Annotated in this window: 17 protein-coding genes; 2 read left to right on the forward strand and 15 right to left on the reverse strand. The window is 40.3% G+C overall.

The features are described 5' to 3' along the window. Nucleotides 1–102: 102 nt before the first annotated feature. The 12 genes from BV60_RS0100790 to BV60_RS0100845 form a co-directional block, all read right to left on the reverse strand. Entirely contained in the window at nt 103–1,494 is a 1,392-nt protein-coding gene (locus BV60_RS0100790; RefSeq protein ID WP_029318929.1) for a leucine-rich repeat domain-containing protein, read from the reverse strand. 184 nt (nt 1,495–1,678) lie between these two features. Continuing rightward, a complete protein-coding gene (locus BV60_RS0100795) occupies nt 1,679–2,800 on the reverse strand; it encodes a M20/M25/M40 family metallo-hydrolase (protein ID WP_029318930.1) in 1,122 nt (373 codons plus the stop codon). 71 nt (nt 2,801–2,871) lie between these two features. Beyond that, entirely contained in the window at nt 2,872–4,137 is a 1,266-nt protein-coding gene (locus BV60_RS0100800; RefSeq protein WP_081846518.1) for a glutathione S-transferase C-terminal domain-containing protein, read from the reverse strand. Nucleotides 4,138–4,231: 94 nt separating this feature from the next. Next, the gene (locus BV60_RS0100805; protein ID WP_242840916.1) at nt 4,232–4,750 is read right to left on the reverse strand and encodes a GNAT family N-acetyltransferase; all 519 of its coding nucleotides are present in this window, start codon (nt 4,748–4,750) and stop codon (nt 4,232–4,234) included. A 26-nt stretch (nt 4,751–4,776) separates the two neighbouring features. After that, nucleotides 4,777–5,709: a cysteine synthase A gene (cysK, locus tag BV60_RS0100810; protein WP_029318933.1), complete on the reverse strand. Its 933-nt coding sequence runs from the start codon at nt 5,707–5,709 to the stop codon at nt 4,777–4,779. Nucleotides 5,710–5,754: 45 nt separating this feature from the next. Continuing rightward, nucleotides 5,755–6,768, reverse strand: a complete 1,014-nt coding sequence (locus BV60_RS0100815; RefSeq protein WP_029318934.1) for an oligopeptide/dipeptide ABC transporter ATP-binding protein — start codon at nt 6,766–6,768, stop codon at nt 5,755–5,757. Between the two features lies 1 nt (nt 6,769). Further along, nucleotides 6,770–7,732: an ABC transporter ATP-binding protein gene (locus BV60_RS0100820; protein ID WP_029318935.1), complete on the reverse strand. Its 963-nt coding sequence runs from the start codon at nt 7,730–7,732 to the stop codon at nt 6,770–6,772. Nucleotides 7,733–7,736: 4 nt separating this feature from the next. After that, on the reverse strand, nt 7,737–8,549 hold the full coding sequence (locus BV60_RS0100825; protein WP_051656409.1) for an ABC transporter permease: 813 nt from the start codon (nt 8,547–8,549) through the stop codon (nt 7,737–7,739). Nucleotides 8,550–8,553: 4 nt separating this feature from the next. Continuing rightward, the gene (locus BV60_RS0100830) at nt 8,554–9,471 is read right to left on the reverse strand and encodes an ABC transporter permease (protein WP_029318937.1); all 918 of its coding nucleotides are present in this window, start codon (nt 9,469–9,471) and stop codon (nt 8,554–8,556) included. Between the two features lie 9 nt (nt 9,472–9,480). Continuing rightward, a complete protein-coding gene (locus BV60_RS0100835; protein ID WP_029318938.1) occupies nt 9,481–11,124 on the reverse strand; it encodes an ABC transporter substrate-binding protein in 1,644 nt (547 codons plus the stop codon). 30 nt (nt 11,125–11,154) lie between these two features. Next, nucleotides 11,155–11,373 (reverse strand): 4Fe-4S dicluster domain-containing protein, encoded by a 219-nt coding sequence (locus tag BV60_RS0100840; RefSeq protein WP_081846519.1) that lies wholly within the window; start codon nt 11,371–11,373, stop codon nt 11,155–11,157. A gap of 18 nt (nt 11,374–11,391) precedes the next feature. Next, nucleotides 11,392–13,140, reverse strand: coding sequence for an FAD-dependent oxidoreductase (locus BV60_RS0100845; RefSeq protein WP_029318940.1), 1,749 nt, complete (start codon nt 13,138–13,140; stop codon nt 11,392–11,394). Between the two features lie 211 nt (nt 13,141–13,351). On the opposite strand from BV60_RS0100845, the gene BV60_RS21485 reads away from it, so the two are divergent. Next, entirely contained in the window at nt 13,352–14,185 is an 834-nt protein-coding gene (locus tag BV60_RS21485) for a DUF4143 domain-containing protein (protein WP_051656410.1), read from the forward strand. Nucleotides 14,186–14,296: 111 nt separating this feature from the next. Here BV60_RS21485 and BV60_RS0100855 read toward each other — a convergent pair whose 3' ends face one another. From BV60_RS0100855 to BV60_RS0100865, 3 genes are all read right to left on the reverse strand, one after another. Then, a complete protein-coding gene (locus BV60_RS0100855) occupies nt 14,297–14,890 on the reverse strand; it encodes a hypothetical protein (protein ID WP_156035898.1) in 594 nt (197 codons plus the stop codon). Nucleotides 14,891–15,278: 388 nt separating this feature from the next. Beyond that, nucleotides 15,279–16,118, reverse strand: coding sequence for a DUF3737 family protein (locus BV60_RS0100860; RefSeq protein WP_029318943.1), 840 nt, complete (start codon nt 16,116–16,118; stop codon nt 15,279–15,281). A gap of 79 nt (nt 16,119–16,197) precedes the next feature. Then, a complete protein-coding gene (locus BV60_RS0100865) occupies nt 16,198–16,632 on the reverse strand; it encodes a diguanylate cyclase domain-containing protein (protein ID WP_029318944.1) in 435 nt (144 codons plus the stop codon). A 461-nt stretch (nt 16,633–17,093) separates the two neighbouring features. Between BV60_RS0100865 and BV60_RS0100870 the strand changes: the two genes are divergently transcribed. After that, on the forward strand, nt 17,094–17,624 hold the full coding sequence (locus tag BV60_RS0100870) for a GNAT family N-acetyltransferase (protein WP_029318945.1): 531 nt from the start codon (nt 17,094–17,096) through the stop codon (nt 17,622–17,624). Nucleotides 17,625–17,697: the final 73 nt, after the last annotated feature.

The following is a 17,697-nucleotide window of genomic DNA, read 5'->3' on the forward strand; positions in this document are numbered from 1 at the left end:
TTCTGTCTTTCATAAATCTCCCCCTCAAAAATATCAGATACCCTCGTGCCTACACGAGGGTATCTACTGAAATATGAACGAATAACCTATTATTCTAAAGTCTTATTTTTTAATCTTCATTGTTTTCTTGTAACCTGTTCCGCTCTTCTTAATAAGCTTCGCAGCTGCAGCCTTCTCTTTCTTAGTACCGACTAGTTTAAAGGTTGCCTTGGAGTTTATTCCCTTAAATGCATTCTTGCCAATAGATTTAAGGTTTTTGGCATAAATTTTAATTGTCTTAAGGTTCTTGTCGCCCTTAAATGCATTACTTCTTATAGTTGTAACAGATGCAGGCAGTGTTACGGATTTCAATTTCGGGCATCCGCTAAATGCATTTTCTCCGATTTCGTTGACATTGCTGCCTATTTTAACGCTTGTAAGATTCTTGTTTCCCTTACATGCATTATTATCAACTTTCGTTACCTTAGCTTCAGAACCATTCTTAAGTTTAATTGTATCGGGAATAGTAACACTCTTATCCTTTTTAGAATTGTCACCTGTAAAGGTAGCTTCCACACCATCTGGAGTATCTGTAGCTGCAGTCTTGTAATTGGCTGCATTCTCATCTGTGGGTTCAAGAGTCTTAGGTGTTATCTCAAATGTAAGATCAAAGGAACCTTCATATTTTCCCATTCCGGTAACGGTTATCTTACCGGTACCAATCTGTACATTATTGGCATATGCAACTGTAAAATCAGTACCTTCCTTAAGCCCTTCTATTGTAACGGTAGGTTTAAGCTCGGCACCTGTATATTCCATACTGTTAGAACTCAGTTTAGCCGAAGCCTTTAGAGGGGCTATATCTAAATTTCTTCTGAATGTATATTCCTCATAATAATATGTCCAGTCCTCAGATTCTGTTTTTGAATACTTCTTTACCTCTTTCTTTACACCCTCTCCAAGCACCAGTTTATCTTCAATACTCTTAAGCGCGGAATCCTGATAATATTGATAAGTAAACTTCAGACTTGCTCCGGGATCCAGATATATAGTCAGGTTATTTGTATAGCCGTTGAAACAATTAAAATCAATATCTGTAATCGCCGAATTGATCTCTGATACACCCTTACCATAGATACCCTTGATATTAAAGAATCTTGGCATATTTGCATAAATGTATTTGGAATCTGTATGCTCCTCTCTTATCTTTACATTTTCCATTACAAGAGTATCCTTGTCCTTATCATAGCTCAAGCCTTTAAAGTCAGCCGTGTCTGCGTGGTGCAGGCTAAATACTGCATCTGCGCTGTTTGCATACTCACTATCAAGTTTATAATCCGTATAGAAATTAATAGTGTCTGTTTTTCCGGTCTTAAGCAGCCAGCATGCATTCGGTGAAGGCTCAGGCTCATCAGCCCTGGCAGTAATGCCTCCCATTCCGGCAGTCAGAGCCAGAACAGACGCACAACATACGGCAAGTAATCTGTTTACGTTTTTTTCTACTTTGTTTTTCATATCTATCACCCTCCATAAGATATAGATTCCTGAACACAATTTTGTGTTCAAGAAGTCATTCATTTTTCCAAGACCATATCATTTTTGTATCTTGGAAACAATTACTACACTTACATGGCAATTTTCTCATATTTTGGGGTGAAATTATACAAAATACCGAATATTTAATAAAATTTTCATAAGCTCATTCTGTCATTAGAAGCTTTATGAGTTCTTTCGTTTCAATTAACTCCGAAACAGTTGTATACTCTGAAGTCGTATGTATATCATGCATCGGATTATAGATGCATAGGGCATCGATGCCATGCCTGACAAGTACATTCACATCGCTTCCACCGAAGGATTTTTTTGCTGTTGCAACTACTCCGCGCTTTAAAAGTGCCGCCTTATACTTGCCAAGTGCTGTGGATGTATCTTCACTGTCCTCTTTATTGTACGCCCGTAACCGTATATCTTCCGAGAACAGTACATCCGCTCCTATTTGTTCTGCCTCCTCCTCAAAAATATTTTTAATTTCTTCCCAGGTACCAAGAGCATCTTCATGGATAGCACTTCTGATTTCGCCCTTGATAACACACTCTGCGGGAACAGCATTACTTACGGTTCCACCATTAATGCTTCCGATATTGAGGGTCGTATGTTCGTTATACCAGCCCTGTTTAAGCTTACTTATTGCAGAAGCTGCCACAGCTATACTGTTTATTCCGTTCTCAGGCTCAAAACCTGCATGTGCCGCCTTGCCTTTAACGTTTATTTCAAAATATATAAGGGTTGGCTCCTGCGAAGAATAGACACCGTATGTACCGCTGCAATCCGGAACAAAAGCCATTTTCGATTTTAGTTTCGAATGATCAAAAGCTGCTGCTCCGACTGTATACACTTCCTCACAAGGTGTAAAAAGCAATTCCAAAGGTGGATGCCCCAAATGTTTCTCTGAAATCTCACAAAAAGCTTCATATATTACCGCAAGTGCGGCTCTATCATCTGCACCAAGTACTGTTGTACCATCACCGGTAATTTTACCGTCTGTTCCTATTATTACTTTTTTGCGAAGTCCGGGAGAGACTGTATCCATATGTGCACAAAAGAGGACCGGTGGCTCTTTTGCCTTTGATCCCGTCCCCTCTATGTATCCATACAGATTTCCGGTGTCACCGCCTATCTTCACAGCCGTACCGTCTTCGGAAAGCATTACACCAATCTCTGACCATCTTTGTATGAGATAATCCGCAACCTTCCGCTCCTGATACGATACTCCGTCTATTTCTGCAAGATTAACAAATTCTTCCGTCAGTCTGTCTGCCATAATTTATTGACCTGCCTCTCTTCAAAATATTGTTATTTAAGGAAACAATGTACTGACATAACAGATAAATTTCAATTGTTCTTCAGAAGACCCTTGAGAGGGTTGACACTTGCATCTACTCTCAGGATGCTGTTATTTGGATTGCTGGGATCTCTGTCAGCCTGTTTTGAACTGTTCCAGTGGGATACAGATATCTCACTTTGATATTCTTCAACAGTTTCCCCTTTTGGATGTCTTAGATAAATATCTCCGGTTGGATCAGATGAAAGCTTTGCTCTCTTGCCATCGTCTGCCCACAGTTCATCATAATTGATCTGGCTTGCAATCCTTGTATTCCAGTCAGCAAACAGATCCTTATCGGGATCCGATTCACTTTTACCCAGCACAAGATCATGAACAAAAGTTGCATTTTTAAATGCGGGTATATTGTACAGTTCCTTCATATATGCATAGATATTTGGATAATCTGCAATTCTTCGGCGGATTGGTCCCACATTTCTAAAGTAACTTGTATCCCAGCGCACAATTGTAACAAAGAATCTGATATCGGAATCTGTAATATAGTCACCAAATAAAAATCTGTTTTCCGAAAGCCTTTTTTCAAGCTTATCCATAGATGAATAGAAATCCTCAAAGGCTTCGTTGTATGCTTCCAGCGATTGGCAAAATGCCATTCTGTAATGACCGTTGTTTATATGCGGAAAAAGCCAATCATTAAATTCATCGATCACATCTCTGTATTTTACGGGATAAAGATCAGGAGCATCCTCCGGTTGAAACGCTCTGAAATTCACCTCCAAATAGTTAGTCATTCTGTGATAGTCATTGTTAACTGCCTTTTTTTCCTTAATGTCTACGATTGTCGGTGTTGTAGCTCTGCCCTTAAAATTCGGATTGGCATTTTTATAAAATTCTGACAGGAAGTATGCACCGGTCCTGGGATCCTTGAATCCATCCTGCTCCCCAAAACCATGTCCGTATTTGTTTGTCTGTCCACTGTGTGAAGTTCTGATATCATAGATAACATCGGTTAGTCCCAGGATATCTCTGACTATAACCGGTCTGTTTGACCAGTTACACCCCTTCATCCAGTAAATCTGATACCTTCCGGCCTCAGGCTTCCACTCCCCTTCTCCTTCTCCGGCTTTTCCAATAAAGGCATTTGGCTGTCTGACAAATGCCCCTCTTTCGTCTATCTCATTTTTCGTTTCCATTGGACGGGGTGAAGCTCCAACCTCAGCTGCGAATTTCTCTGCAAGCTCATCCGTATATCCGTCAAGCAAAGCTCCGCTTGCTGTTTTCTTTCTGTGTTCAGCTATGCTGCATGCATTTCCCATGATCAATACCTCTTTTCCTGTTAGATTTTATTGAAATTATGCTTTAGAGCGTATGATTTGTAAAAGACACTGTTCTTATAGGCCCATATAAGTTTTAGTTATTATGTTTTGAATATTTCCAGGCAGGTCCCTTCATATCAGACCTTTTATATTCATCGCAGAATCTGTAATTTTCCGGAAGAAAAAATCCGGTATCTTCCAACCATTCCAGCTTTTGGGCACTTGTGTCAAACAATTCCATAGCGGTTTTTGCTCTTCTAAATCCCAGTTTTTCGTATAGAAGTACTGTTTGTGGATGTGTATAGAGTATGATATTCTGCCCCTTCAATTGACTTGTAAGTCTTTTCATCATTTCTCTTCCTATGCCCTTTCCCTGATATTTTTCATCCAACGCAACGTTGTATATAGCTGCCTGAAATAATCCGTCAGAAAGAGCTCTGGCAACTCCTACTATGGAATCGCCGTCGTAAACAAATACGACGGCGTAGCTATTTTCAAAAACTGTCTGCTGTTCCTTTGCAGTATGATCTGACAAATGAGCCTTTCTTAGCACCCCTGCGACCTCTTCCCAGTTAATATTGTCCTTTGTGATTTTATATTTTATATTCATCATGCTTACCCTCAGTTTATTCCCGTATATCAGTAATCGTATAAATCCCCCGTAAGATAGTGATCTCCGCTGTCCGGTACTATAACGACTATTTTTTTTCCTGCATTCTCAGGCCTTTTGGCAACCTCTCCTGCAGCCCAGATCGCTGCGCCGGCTGATATTCCTATAGTAAAGCCTTCAGTTCTGGGGATAAGTCTTGCTATCTCGTACGCATCTTCATCAGTAACATCTATTACTTCGTCGAACAGTTCAACATCCGTAACAGGCGGTGTTGTACCTCCACCGATTCCCTGTATCTTGTGTAATCCTGGATCGCCTCCGTTAAGAATAGCGCTGCCCTTTGGTTCCACAGCTATTATTTTGATATCCGGATTTTTTTCTTTGAGGAATCTGCCGGTACCGCTTATTGTTCCGCCTGTTCCGCAGGCTGCGACAAAAATATCAACATTTCCGTCTGTGTCTTCCCATATCTCAGGTCCTGTTGTTTTATAGTGCGCCCCGGGATTATTGGCATTGCACCCCTGCCCCATTATGGCTCCGTCATCCAGTTGCTCATTTATCTCAGCAACCTTTGCACCGGCTCCTGCCATGTTTTCCTTTGCCGGTGTCAGAATAACCTCTCCTCCATAAGCATGAATAAGGCGTATCCTTTCCTCAGAGAGATTATCGGGCATTGCTATTTTTACCTTGTAGCCCCGTGCAGCGCCAATAGCAGCAAGAGCAATCCCTGTATTTCCTGAAGTTCCTTCCAGTATCGTACCGCCTTCCTTAAGTTCTCCCGACCTCTCTTTTCCCTCTATCATATTCAGGGCAATACGATCTTTAACGCTCCCTATAGGATTGAAAAATTCCAACTTTGCCAGAATGTGTGCATCCGTCCCAATTTTATTTTCATATCTTGATAGTTCCAGGATTGGTGTTTTTCCGATAAGTTCTGTGATATTTCCGTATATTTTTCCCATACTTTTTTCCTCACCTGTATACGTTTTTTACTGATTCATATGTCTTTATATGATATATTCCGGTTTCTCGGTTCTTACTATATGTTTTTTAAAGTCGTATTTTTGTATGCTTTCCAGGTTATGGCAGGCAACAAAATGATTTTTTTCCACCTCTTCAAAATACGGTATGCGCTCCCTGCAGGAAGCTGTGGCAAATCTGCATCTTTCTGCAAAGGGACACCCTTTAGGAGGATTAAGATGTGATGGCGCTTCGGATGTATCCGATTCAACCTCATCAAGATTCTTGGCGCCATTTGATTCAAGAAGCATAGCAGTATATGGATGCAGATGTCTGTTCAAAATGGTATCCGTTGAGGCATACTCAACTATATGCCCGAAATACATTACTGCTATCATGTCGCTGAGAAAGCCTACAGTTATAATGTCATGAGATATAAAAAGATAAGACACCTTATGGTTTGACTGAAAGGATTTCAGAAGATTCATGATCTGTCCTCTGACAGATACGTCCAGTGCAGATACAGGTTCATCAAGTATAAGGAGGCGCGGAGACTGTACCAGAGCCCTCGCAATCGTTATTCTCTGCTGCTGACCGCCACTGAATTGACCCGGATACCTGTCCAGATAATCCTCCGCAAGTCCTACATATGACATCATTTTCCTGACACGATCTGATTTCTCTTCCTTAGTTAATTCAGAAGATATCTCCAAGGGTTCCGCTATTATATCCTTTATCTTCATTTTGGGATCAAGGGAGCTGACAGGATCCTGAAATACCACCTGGACGGCCCTTCTGTATTCCTTCTCGTCCTCAGAAGTAAAATCCGCTGTATTTTTCCCTTTATAATAAATCTCACCTGATGAGACTGCTTCCTGTCTTAAGATCATTCTCGTAAGTGTTGTTTTACCGGATCCGGATTCACCGACAAGACCTAATGTCTGCCCCTCTTTGATAGACAGGGTGATGTCCTTAAGAATATGAGCCTTTTTAGTTTTTCCAAATAATGACTTATCAGTATAAATCTTATTTACGCCTTTAAGTTCTACAATATTTTTCATACTACTGTCTCCAGCAACATACTTTATGATCAGTTCCGGAGATTTTGAACTCCGGCATTTTATTTTGACAATTAGCCGTGCAGTGAATACATCTGTCGGCAAAACGACATCCTGAAGGAAGATTCCTAAGATCAGGTGGAGTTCCTTCTATTGTGTCATATAATTCGTCAGGTATTCTTCCAAGGCTGGCAACATTAAAGAGTGCCTTTGTATAAGGATGTCCAGGTTCTGCCATGATTTCTTCTTTTGTTCCCATCTCAACTATTTGCCCTGCATACATTACAGCTATCCTGTCGCAGATCATGGATATGACATGTATATCGTGTGAGATGAAAATTATTGCCGTATGATAGATTCTTTGTATCTCTTTTAACAGCTTCATATACTGTATCTGTATTGTCACATCCAATGCGGTTGTGGGCTCATCTGCGATAATGAGCCTTGGTCTGGTACTGACAACCATGGCTCCAACGATTCTCTGCAGCATTCCACCGCTTAACTGGTGTGGGTAACAATCCAGCTTCTCTCTCGGGATAGATAATTGCGAAGTAATCTCATACATCTGTCTTATGGCTTCTCTTCGGGATACCTTTCTATGTCTTCGTATTATTTCGATCATCTGACTTTTTATCTTATATAAGGGGTCCAGAGCCTGCATCGGATCCTGCAGGATTATGGCCACTTCCCCGCCGTTATATGAGAGTGTTCTTTTTTTGTTAAAATTCAGGATATTCTCACCATTAAAAAGGATTTCGCCATGGTCAACATTTAATCCCAGCCGGGCGGCATATTTCATTATCAGCATAGAGGTCATTGTCTTGCCGCACCCGGATTCACCTATTATCCCGAAGGTCTCCTCGGGCATCACCTCAAAGCTTACACCATTTATGATATGAACATCACCATCCTTAGCCTTAAGAGTGGCACTCAGCTCTCTGACCTCCAATAGCGGTTTATGCTCCATATTACTATCTCCTGTTTTTGATATATTCTCCTATCCGCTGGAAGGAAATAACGGTAATCACAGTGGCTATAGCCGGAAAAATCGATACCCAGGCTGCCCGTGCAAAGTAGTCTTTACCATCTGCTATCATAAGGCCCCATGAAGGTGTGGGTGGTATAACCGAAAGTCCCAAGAATGACAAGGATGCTTCCGATATGATTGCCATTCCCACGTCCATTGTCAGCATTGAAATAACAAGACTGCTGATGTTCGGCAGAATGTGCTTAAAGATGACTCTTAGGTTTGTAGCCCCCATTATCTTCGATTGTCTTACATAGTTTTTCAGTTTTAATATCCGGATATCAGTTTTCACAGTCCTTGTGTATTTAGCCCACATTGAAAAAGCAATTGAGATGATCGCACTTTTTATTCCCGGTCCTATGCTAAGTGATAATAAAAGTGCGAGCAATATAGCCGGAAATGCAAGCGAGGCGTCTGTCAGCCTCATTATGATTGTTTCTGCATATTTTCCGTAATACCCTGCCGCAATTCCAAGTGCTGTTCCAAAAACACATCCCGTTACTATCGCTGCAAGTGCTACAATAAGCGATATTCTTCCTCCTATTATGATGCGACTAAGGACATCTCTTCCAAGCTCATCTGTTCCAAGAAGATGCTTGAAACTCCCACCCTCCATGAAAAAAGGTGGTATAAATTTATCCGATAGGCTCATGCTTGTTGGATCATAGGGTGTGATCAGTGGTCCTGCCACACCCAATAACACAAATATTAAAATTATTAATCCGGAAATCCACGGAAATCTTTTTGCTCTTTTCATCAGGTTACCTGCCAGTTCTAAGTCTTGGATCTATAAGACCTGAGATAACATCCATCAACAGTGAAAGCAGAATGGTAAATGTAGAAAGGATAATAACTATACCCTGAACCAGAGGAAAATCTCTCCCCGTTACTGCCGTATAAGACAAGGTTCCAAGTCCCGGCCATGCAAATACCGTTTCTATCGCTATACTTCCTGCGATAAGATGTGCAAATATGAATGAACTCATGGAGAGCAGCGATGCAAAGGAATTTCTAAGTGCGTGTCGTAGTATTACACTCAATTCCCTAAGACCGTTCAGTCTCTCAAATTTAATGAAATCACTTTTTAACGCATGTATCATATTATTTCTCAAAAGATTGGTCATACCGGAGGATACTGCAATGCCAAGTACTCCTCCGGGCATTATCAGATGTTTTACTGAACTGGCACCTGAAAAGGGAAGGAGCTTTAGCTTAACTCCGATAAACTGTATAAGTATGATAGCAATGAAGAAGGTTGGAACTGCCTGGAGCAATGCACATGTGCCACATACCAGTCTGTCAAAAAAGGTCCCCTCATAAACCGCAGACAAACTTCCAAATATTATGCTTATTACAAATGCAACCAGTATCGCACATATCGCAAGCTCCATTGTGTATGGCAGTTTCTCCATTATCATCTCAATGACGCTTCTCTTACTCGTATACGAGGTTCCAAAGTCCCCTCGAAGCAGATCCCTTACATATATCAGATACTGCTGTGCGACAGGTTTATCCAATCCCAGTTTGGCAGTATAGAATGCTATCTGTTCCTCAGATGCATTCGTCGGCAGCAAATTCAGCACACCGTCACCTGTCGCACGAAGTGCAGTAAAGACTACTATCGATATAAGAAATAATGTTATAAGTGATTGCAGTATCTTACTTAAAAAATATTTCATAGCTATATCCTAGTTAAGTTCAAATGTTTGGAACCAATATCCCAGATGTCCCGATGCATTCTTATCAAAACTCTTTATCCTGGAGCTTACCGCATAATACTCACCAGGATACACAACCGGTACTGATACCTTCTCCTGTTCAATGATATCAAGTACTTCATCTACCTTCTTTACACGATCTTCACCATAAAGAGCTATAATATCATCAACTGCCTTATCGAGAGTTTCGTTTCCCTGGATCAGACCAATTCTTGAAGTTGAAGGATAGAAAGGTGCAAATGCATCATAAGCACTGTATTTTTTCGGGGGATTGAAGAAATAAACCGCACCTTCAAATTCTTCCGGTATTGGCTTTGTTTTTCTAAGAGTTCCGAGTTCTGTAGGATCGATCGGTATCAGATTTACCTGAAGTCCTATCTCCTCCCAATATGCTATAAGTGCCTGCGCAACATCATCTGCATAAACAGTTGCAAGTCCGAAATAGAACGGAATAACAGGATCAGCAAAGTTATCGGGATAACCTGCTTCTGTCAGAAGTTCCTTAGCTTTCTCAGGATTATATTCTGCAGCTTCCTTTCTGGAGTCATCATAGCCATAGGTGAAAGGATAAAGTCCCCACACACCTGCTGCAACAGCGTTACCTTCAAATACCGCACTTACAAGTTCTTCCCTGTTTATTGCAAGACTCAGTGCTTCACGAACCTTCGCATCCTGAAGTGCTTCACCTGTGTTATCATAGGCTCCCGCTATAAAGAGTCCGAGTGTTGATGCATATGGTGATTCCTCGACGCTTATACCGTCAGTGCCTTCTATGGTAGCAACACTGTTTGCACCTATTGGAGCAAAATCAATCTCTCCGGCCTGAAGAGCTGCGACTCTGGTACTCTCCTCGGCGTATTGCCTGATGACCAGCCTGTCATAGCCGGGCTTTGTTCCCCAATAATTCTCATTGACTGTATATATTGCACTGTCTCCTGCTGTAAAGCTCTCAAGAACGAAAGGTCCGGTTCCTACAGGTTTTTTTCCAAACTCCTCTTCTCCAACCTGTTCGAAATAATCGCTTGGTAAAATGAGTCCGGTTCCTGTTCCGTTTGAAGAAAGGAGATACTCAAATTCTGCTACGGGTTCATTGAAATTAAGCACAACCGTATAATCATCCGGTGTCTCTATATCCTTTATATATTTTCTGATCAGATTGCTATCAGCCTGGGTTGATTCCTCTTTTCCGTAATATTCAAGTGTGAACTTTACATCTTCACTGGTAAAGTCGCTTCCGTCACTGAACTTCACATCATCACGAAGCTTAAGGGTGAATGAGAGCGAGTCATCAGCAAGCTCCCAGCTCGTTGCAAGATTAGGACTATACTCACCATTTCCATCCATCTTTATAAGCGCTTCAAAGATTGGAGCTTCAATGTCATTCCAGGTATTTGTTATCTGTCCGGGGTTAAACGGCTGATCCGGAACCTGCTGTAAGCCTACATTAAGTACTTTTTCTCCATCAGCTGTTCTTTCTGCTCCGAGTACATCCGCTTCTTCCTGTTCTGCAGACGCTCCCTGCACCGTGCTATCTGCCGATGCTGAGCCGCATCCTGAAAGTGCCAGGATTGTTGTTAATAGTATTGATGTGATTGATAAACTTCTCTTCTTCATAATATTGCTCCTCCTTTTTGATAAACTGAGTTATTTTAACTTTACAAATACCGGTTTGCTGTTCAAATCGTATGTAACCCTAAGGGCACCTGAATGGCAGTCCATCTGACAAGCCCCGCATAACCAACACTCATCGGGTCTTGCCACATATACATTTCCATCTCCATCCAGCTCGAATAACCCTTCCGGACAGCGTTCGTAGCAAACCTTGCAATTTGTGCATTTTTTGTAATCAATAATTGTAGCCATTTGAATCTCCTTCCGGTTTTATTTAATTCCTGTCGCATGTACTTTATAATCAAGTTTCCCCTCCTTGTTATAAAACAAACCATATAATTCCCGTTTCTGACTAGGCTTTATATCTCCTGTATGCTTTCTTACGTATCCCCCAAAGCTTTCGGTCCTTATTGAGGCTGCGGTAAAAATCGCCTCTGCAGAATCAAGAAGGGTCAGTACTTCAAAGGCCTTTGCAACATCATGGGGATTATCCGCGGATAATTCCAATTTGTCTCTTATCTCTGAAAGGGCATCCAGAGCATTTTCTATCTTTGCATCGCTTATCGGAAATCTTCCGTACAATCCGACTATGCTCTGAAGAGTACTCTCAAGTTGCTTCCATGTTGTGCCTTCCGAACCCTTGGACCTAATCTTTTCAGCAAGTTCTCTTATTTCTTCAACCTGTGATTCATCAAATTCAGGATATTCTTCATCCCTGGTTTTTATCGATGCCTGAAGTCCTGCCTCATATCCGTATACGACCGCTCCGGGTGCACAGGTACATCCAACAGCTCCCATAACATCTCCTGCCGCATACAGATTTTCAACAGTTGACTCGCAGTGTCCATCTACAAGGACACCAGTGTCTGTTCCTCCGACACTAACATGTCGTACTTCCTTGTAAGGGATCCTTACTGATTTCAGATCAAGGTTCTCTGCATCGAAATTCTTAAGCCACAGCCACATTCTTCCTTCATTTGCAAGTGCATGTCTGATTTCCTCTATTTCTTCATCCGTGGCCTCCGAAAAATCCACATAAAGCTGTTCACCCTCCGACAAAAGCTTTTTCATATTCTTTTTCTGTCTGTTGTACTTAGCGTATAGTTCCCTGTTTTTCTCTACATAATCCGGATCATCAATATCCAGCTCATAAGTCCTCTCGACTACAACATTACCCTGTTCATCAATAAGGCGACCTGCTGGCCACCAGCTTCCACCGGGTGCTCCTACCGGGAAATTAAACCCTTCAAAAGAAAGAGAACTGTCATGAAGCGCAAATTCAAGATTTGTTACCTCTGCCCCTGCCCTGAGTGATAGGGATATTCCTGAGCCAGATGTACTGGCACTGGGTCTTTCAAGATGTGTGTAGGTTGTGACTGCTTTCTCACCCAGCCTTCCTCCGATTCCGTTTGTTGTAAGAATTACTGCTTTTGACGAAATAACGTATAGCTTCTCTTCTCTTGTTGAGATTGCTATAGCTCCTGCTGCTTTACCTTCCCTGGACGTCAGAATCCTTACTCCCTGTGCACGATTGATTATCTGAACTCCGGCTTTTTTCATTGCCTCAGTGAGCTTTACCTTTATATCTCTTCCCTCGAAATGAAAACTCGTCGGGATGCTCTGCCACTGTGGAACAAGTCTATAGCCTTTTACAAGGTGTTTCCCACCGAAGTCAAAATTGATTCCATATTTCTCAAGACCTATAATTCTGTCAAAGCTTTTTTCCACGAACAGGTCACCTAACTCTGTAAATCCCAGACCCTTTTCAAGATTACTGAACATGACCATGTCCTTTTTCATATCTTCTTTGGTATATCCAACTTTTTCATGTACCGGTGGTACATAGCTGAAGATGTGATCTACTCCGGTTCCTGCACAGCCACTTCTGTAGGTATTACCGGTTTCAAGAACTATTACCGACTGCCCCTCTTCCCTGGCTTGAAGTGCTGCGGTTGAACCGGCCAATCCTCCGCCTATGACTACGATATCTGCCTTGTATCTCTCTACCTCGTATGACATTGTTCTCCTCCGCTTGTTATCATTTTTCCGTTCATCTGTTGTAGGTCATTATGCTTCACTACAGCACCTTTGTAAAACATACTAATCTTATAGGCAGATATAAGAATTCCTTATTTCTAAAAATGGGCAATGGCATTTACCAAAATAGATTGAAAAGGCTGACTGTTTCACTTATCATTTTCATTGGAATCATGCGTTGTATCGATAATGTATGATAAATAATGGTATGCATGTTTACGATGTAAAAGATGGAAAAGTTTGTCTGCTTACTTTTGGTGACGGAACAGCCGCTTTCTGCTCCATTTATGAAGGTAATGGCCATACATATATAGGCCACAGCGACTTTTCTCATATGGGAAGACAGTATCTTGATCTGTCCAGATATGATGCTGATGGAAGAATTGTCGAACAGGCAAGCATCTACGCTGAGTATTTTGACGCTGAAGTTGATCAGTATGATGAGAACAGTACTTTCACATATAATGGCAAGAAAATAACAATGCAGGAATATGAAGCATACATGGATACATACAAGTACATTGATCCCGATACTATGGAAAAAGCCGAAATTGAAGAACTTCCTGCATGGAATCCAAACTTAAGAAGCAGGACAGCTATCAGAACGAAAGGAACAAGACATTTTACAGATCCATCAATCGGAGCAGCTGCTTTGGGAATCACTCCAGAAGGCATATTTAAAGACATTACAACATTTGGGCTGTTATTTGAGTCATTGGTTGTACATGATCTTAGAGTTTATGCAGATACTATGGGGGCAAGAGTATATAAGTACCGTGACTCAAAAAGACGAGAGGCAGATGCTGTAATACAGTTTAACGACGGATCATGGGCTCTTATAGAGGTTAAACTTGGCGGAGAAGAGGATATTAAGCAGGCTGCTGAAAACCTGATTAAGATAGCAAATGATATAGATTATGAAAAATCCGGCAAACCAGCATTTCTCATGGTTGTCACAAAAAATAAGATTGCGTACCAGATGGAAAACGGTGTTTATGTAGTTCCATTGGGGTGCTTGAAAAATTAATGTGTGTATCTTACACCTTGATTATTTAGTTGTCGCTAAACCGGTACCTTATTAGGTTTATCTTCTTTTTTGCCCCGGCACCGGAGGCAAGCGTGGGACTTTAGAAGCTACTTACAAATTGAGCAGGAAATAGAATCCAACACATACAACTGCTGTTCCTACCAGCATCATCAAATATGATATCCACCATTTTCCGTCCCTGTTGAATGCGTAAAAATCCTCCCATCTCTTTTCTTTAGGTGCCAATACCACATTATATAAATAAAGTGGGGCGTATAGAGCAACGGGAATCATTCCGATAAATGAAGCTACAAAGGAAATACCCCTTTTCTCGAATGCACAAAGGGAAATGAGAGCAAGCAGCGGTGTTATTAAATGCATAAATAAATCAGATCCTTTAAGAAGCACAGCATAACCATAGATCCGTCCCAGAAACAAAAATACTGTCAACATCGTGACCGTAACACCGGCTGTTCCGATTATCTTGAGATAATATGCACACATCGCATTCGGATAGAAACACATACACAATGAAGTCAACGCACATAGCACGTTGCTAAGCGTAGTGAAGTATCTGAAAGCTTTTTTTCCTCTGGATGGGCTCCATTTCCCATCCTCTCTAAAGAACCTTATCGTCAAGATTAACGTAAGTACGAATATTATTAAGTTAATAACAAAAGAGATAATAGAATCAACATTTTCCATATGATAATTCTACCATTATTTCGTACTTATTCCACAATATAGATGTAGTTGTCTTTTCTTTGAGCAGCATCTGGTAAGTGTTGACGAATTCCAGCACGAGGTTTATGCACATCACACGTGACAAATAAACTTTCAAATCGGGATATGGATTAAAAGCTACAGGAATTCATAAAATATAAGGATTATTAAAAAAAGCAAGGTTGTATCCCAATGTTGTACAGCCTTGCTTCTAAAATATTGAAAAGTTTTACTAAAATTCATCTATAAAGATACATGTTATACTTGCCAAAATATTCAATATACTCTATGAAAAGGTATTTGATATAAAAAAGCAGTAATGCCACTTTTTTAATTCATCATTCTGAAAAGCTTTCACACAGAGTTCCCTTCAGCTAACAATAATCTCACCTTTCGCATTTTCGTCATCCATTATGATCTCAGACACTTCGGGAACTGTAATTTTGCCGCTCAGAGGGTTCTTGATACTAATAACGGGAGTAGTAATAACTGCTTCAACATCTGATTTTTCAAATGCGAGGTCTGTATCTAGCATTTTGCAGTTGATAAGCTTTAATCCTTTACAATAGCAAAGAGGCTGCGTCCCAATTATTGTACAATTCTCAAAAGTCACATTTTCACAATACCATGCAAGATACTCTCCCTTGACTATGCAATTTTTTACAACAACGTTCTTAGCATGCCAGAAAGCATCCTTTGTATCAAAATCACAATTTTCAAACGCAGAGTCAGTAATATACTGGAATGAATACTTACCCTTAAGTTTTACGTTCTCGAAAGTTAACCTGTCAGAGCGCATCATGAAGTATTCACCTTCCACGGAGGTGTCTTTCATTTCAATATTGTTAACAGACCATCCAAACTCAGGAGAAATGATGTCACTATTCTCTATTCGGATATCTGAGCACTCGCGGAGGGCTTTAATGCCATGAAGTTTGGAATTTGTTATGGTAACATTTGTTGTATACCATAGTGCTGCCCTGCACTTGTCTGTCATTTCACTTCTGTCAATCCTAAGATTGTCATCATGCCAGAAGGGATATCTAAGGTTAAAAAAGCTGTTCCTGACCTCGATATTTTTACTCTCCTTAAAGGCACTCTCTCCATCAGCCGGTCCATCAAAGCTGCAATTTTCTACAATAATTCCATCGCTTCCGTAAAGGGCTCTTTCCTCATCAAATTTCTTATCCTTTATAATTGTAGCACTCATCCAATCACCTTTTTTTCAAAACCTTCCAATGATAATAAGTATTTTTTTATTATTATAACGATAATGCATATATAGCTAATCAGTCAATCCTGATAGCTTTCATCTGGCGCTTTCTCACATACATTGCTTTGTCTGCGCGTTTGAAAACATTTTCATACCCGTTATCAATCGACGGGTCAAATCTGGCAAAGCCGATTGCGGCTGATATTCGCTCCCATGGTTCAAGGCTCTCATCGTTTGAAATCCGGTCCAGCTGATTATTGCATTCCGCCACCAGGTCTTCCATGGATTTATAATCATCATTTTCCAGGATTACAACAAATTCATCACCATCTGCTATCATGAGTTTTTCAAGATATTCAGCAATATCCTGAATACGTTCTTCACATTGTTTGTGATAAATACTATTCTGACTGGCATAGGTAATAATCGTACTAAGAGCTATGGTGATCATTGTGAAGATCACAAAGATTATTGCAAATTTAAACAGTAAACTGTCAGTTTTTTTTCTCATACAGACCGGCTCTTAAATCAAATTACATTACACAATAAACTTATTCCATGTATGCCTTTTTCGTAATACCCTAAAAAAGGGCGTACTATAGCAAAAAAGGCTCCATTTAATTGTAAAAAACAGGGAATATACAAACAATGTATATTCCCTAAAGAGTTTATTAACTTTTACTTATAGTCTACATGTATGCCATACCCTTTGGAGCGAATTTGACTATTTTTTACTTTTTTCATTTTCGATTTCCCCTTTTAAACTTTTTTCTTAATAATTCCCCAAATAGCTATTATACAGTAAAAACAGCTGTAAGAAAATAATTATGACTAATTGAGTTTCCAAGATTTTTCAAATTTGTTCAAGCATTGAATGACATATAAGCGAGTGCTAGAATTTAAGAGTATTACGGTACTGGCAACCGAACGGACTTAAATCAGATATAAAAAGAGTTTATAGAGGAGGCGATTATGAAAAAGTTATTTTCAGAAATTCCATATATTAAGGGAGACCGTCTTACTCTCAAAAAAATAACCCGGGAAGATGCTCCCGCCCTTGGCAGAATGGTTGCATCTGAAGCTGTTTACAGATATGAACCCACTTTTTTATTTGAAAAAAAATACCCTGATATAAATTATGTGATTGATCACCTCTATACTGAATGCTTTGAAGAATCAATCATTCTTGGTATTTTTCAGGAGGATGAATTTTGTGGTTTGGCAGAATTCTATGGCTATAAGGATAATATTCACAAGGTCAGTATCGGAGTAAGACTTATGGAGGAATATTGGGGTCAGGGTATCGGTGCGGAAACCGTGAAAATGATGGTTGAATATCTTAATAATGAAACAGATATTGAGATTATTGCCGCAAGTGTTCTTCCGGCAAATAAGGGTTCTGATAATATCGTGAGGAAGCTCGGATTTTCTCTCGTGGTTCAGGATTCTGATGAGGACTGGGGCTATGGAGGTATGACGCCCACAGACAAGTGGATAATTTAATTTATACTTGCATGTTAACGTATAACAATGTATAATTTTTCTTCGCAAGAAACGACAGTTCATTTGTACCTTC

The sequence above is a fragment of the Butyrivibrio sp. AE3004 genome (genome assembly GCF_000703165.1).
Lineage (GTDB): Bacteria > Bacillota > Clostridia > Lachnospirales > Lachnospiraceae > Butyrivibrio.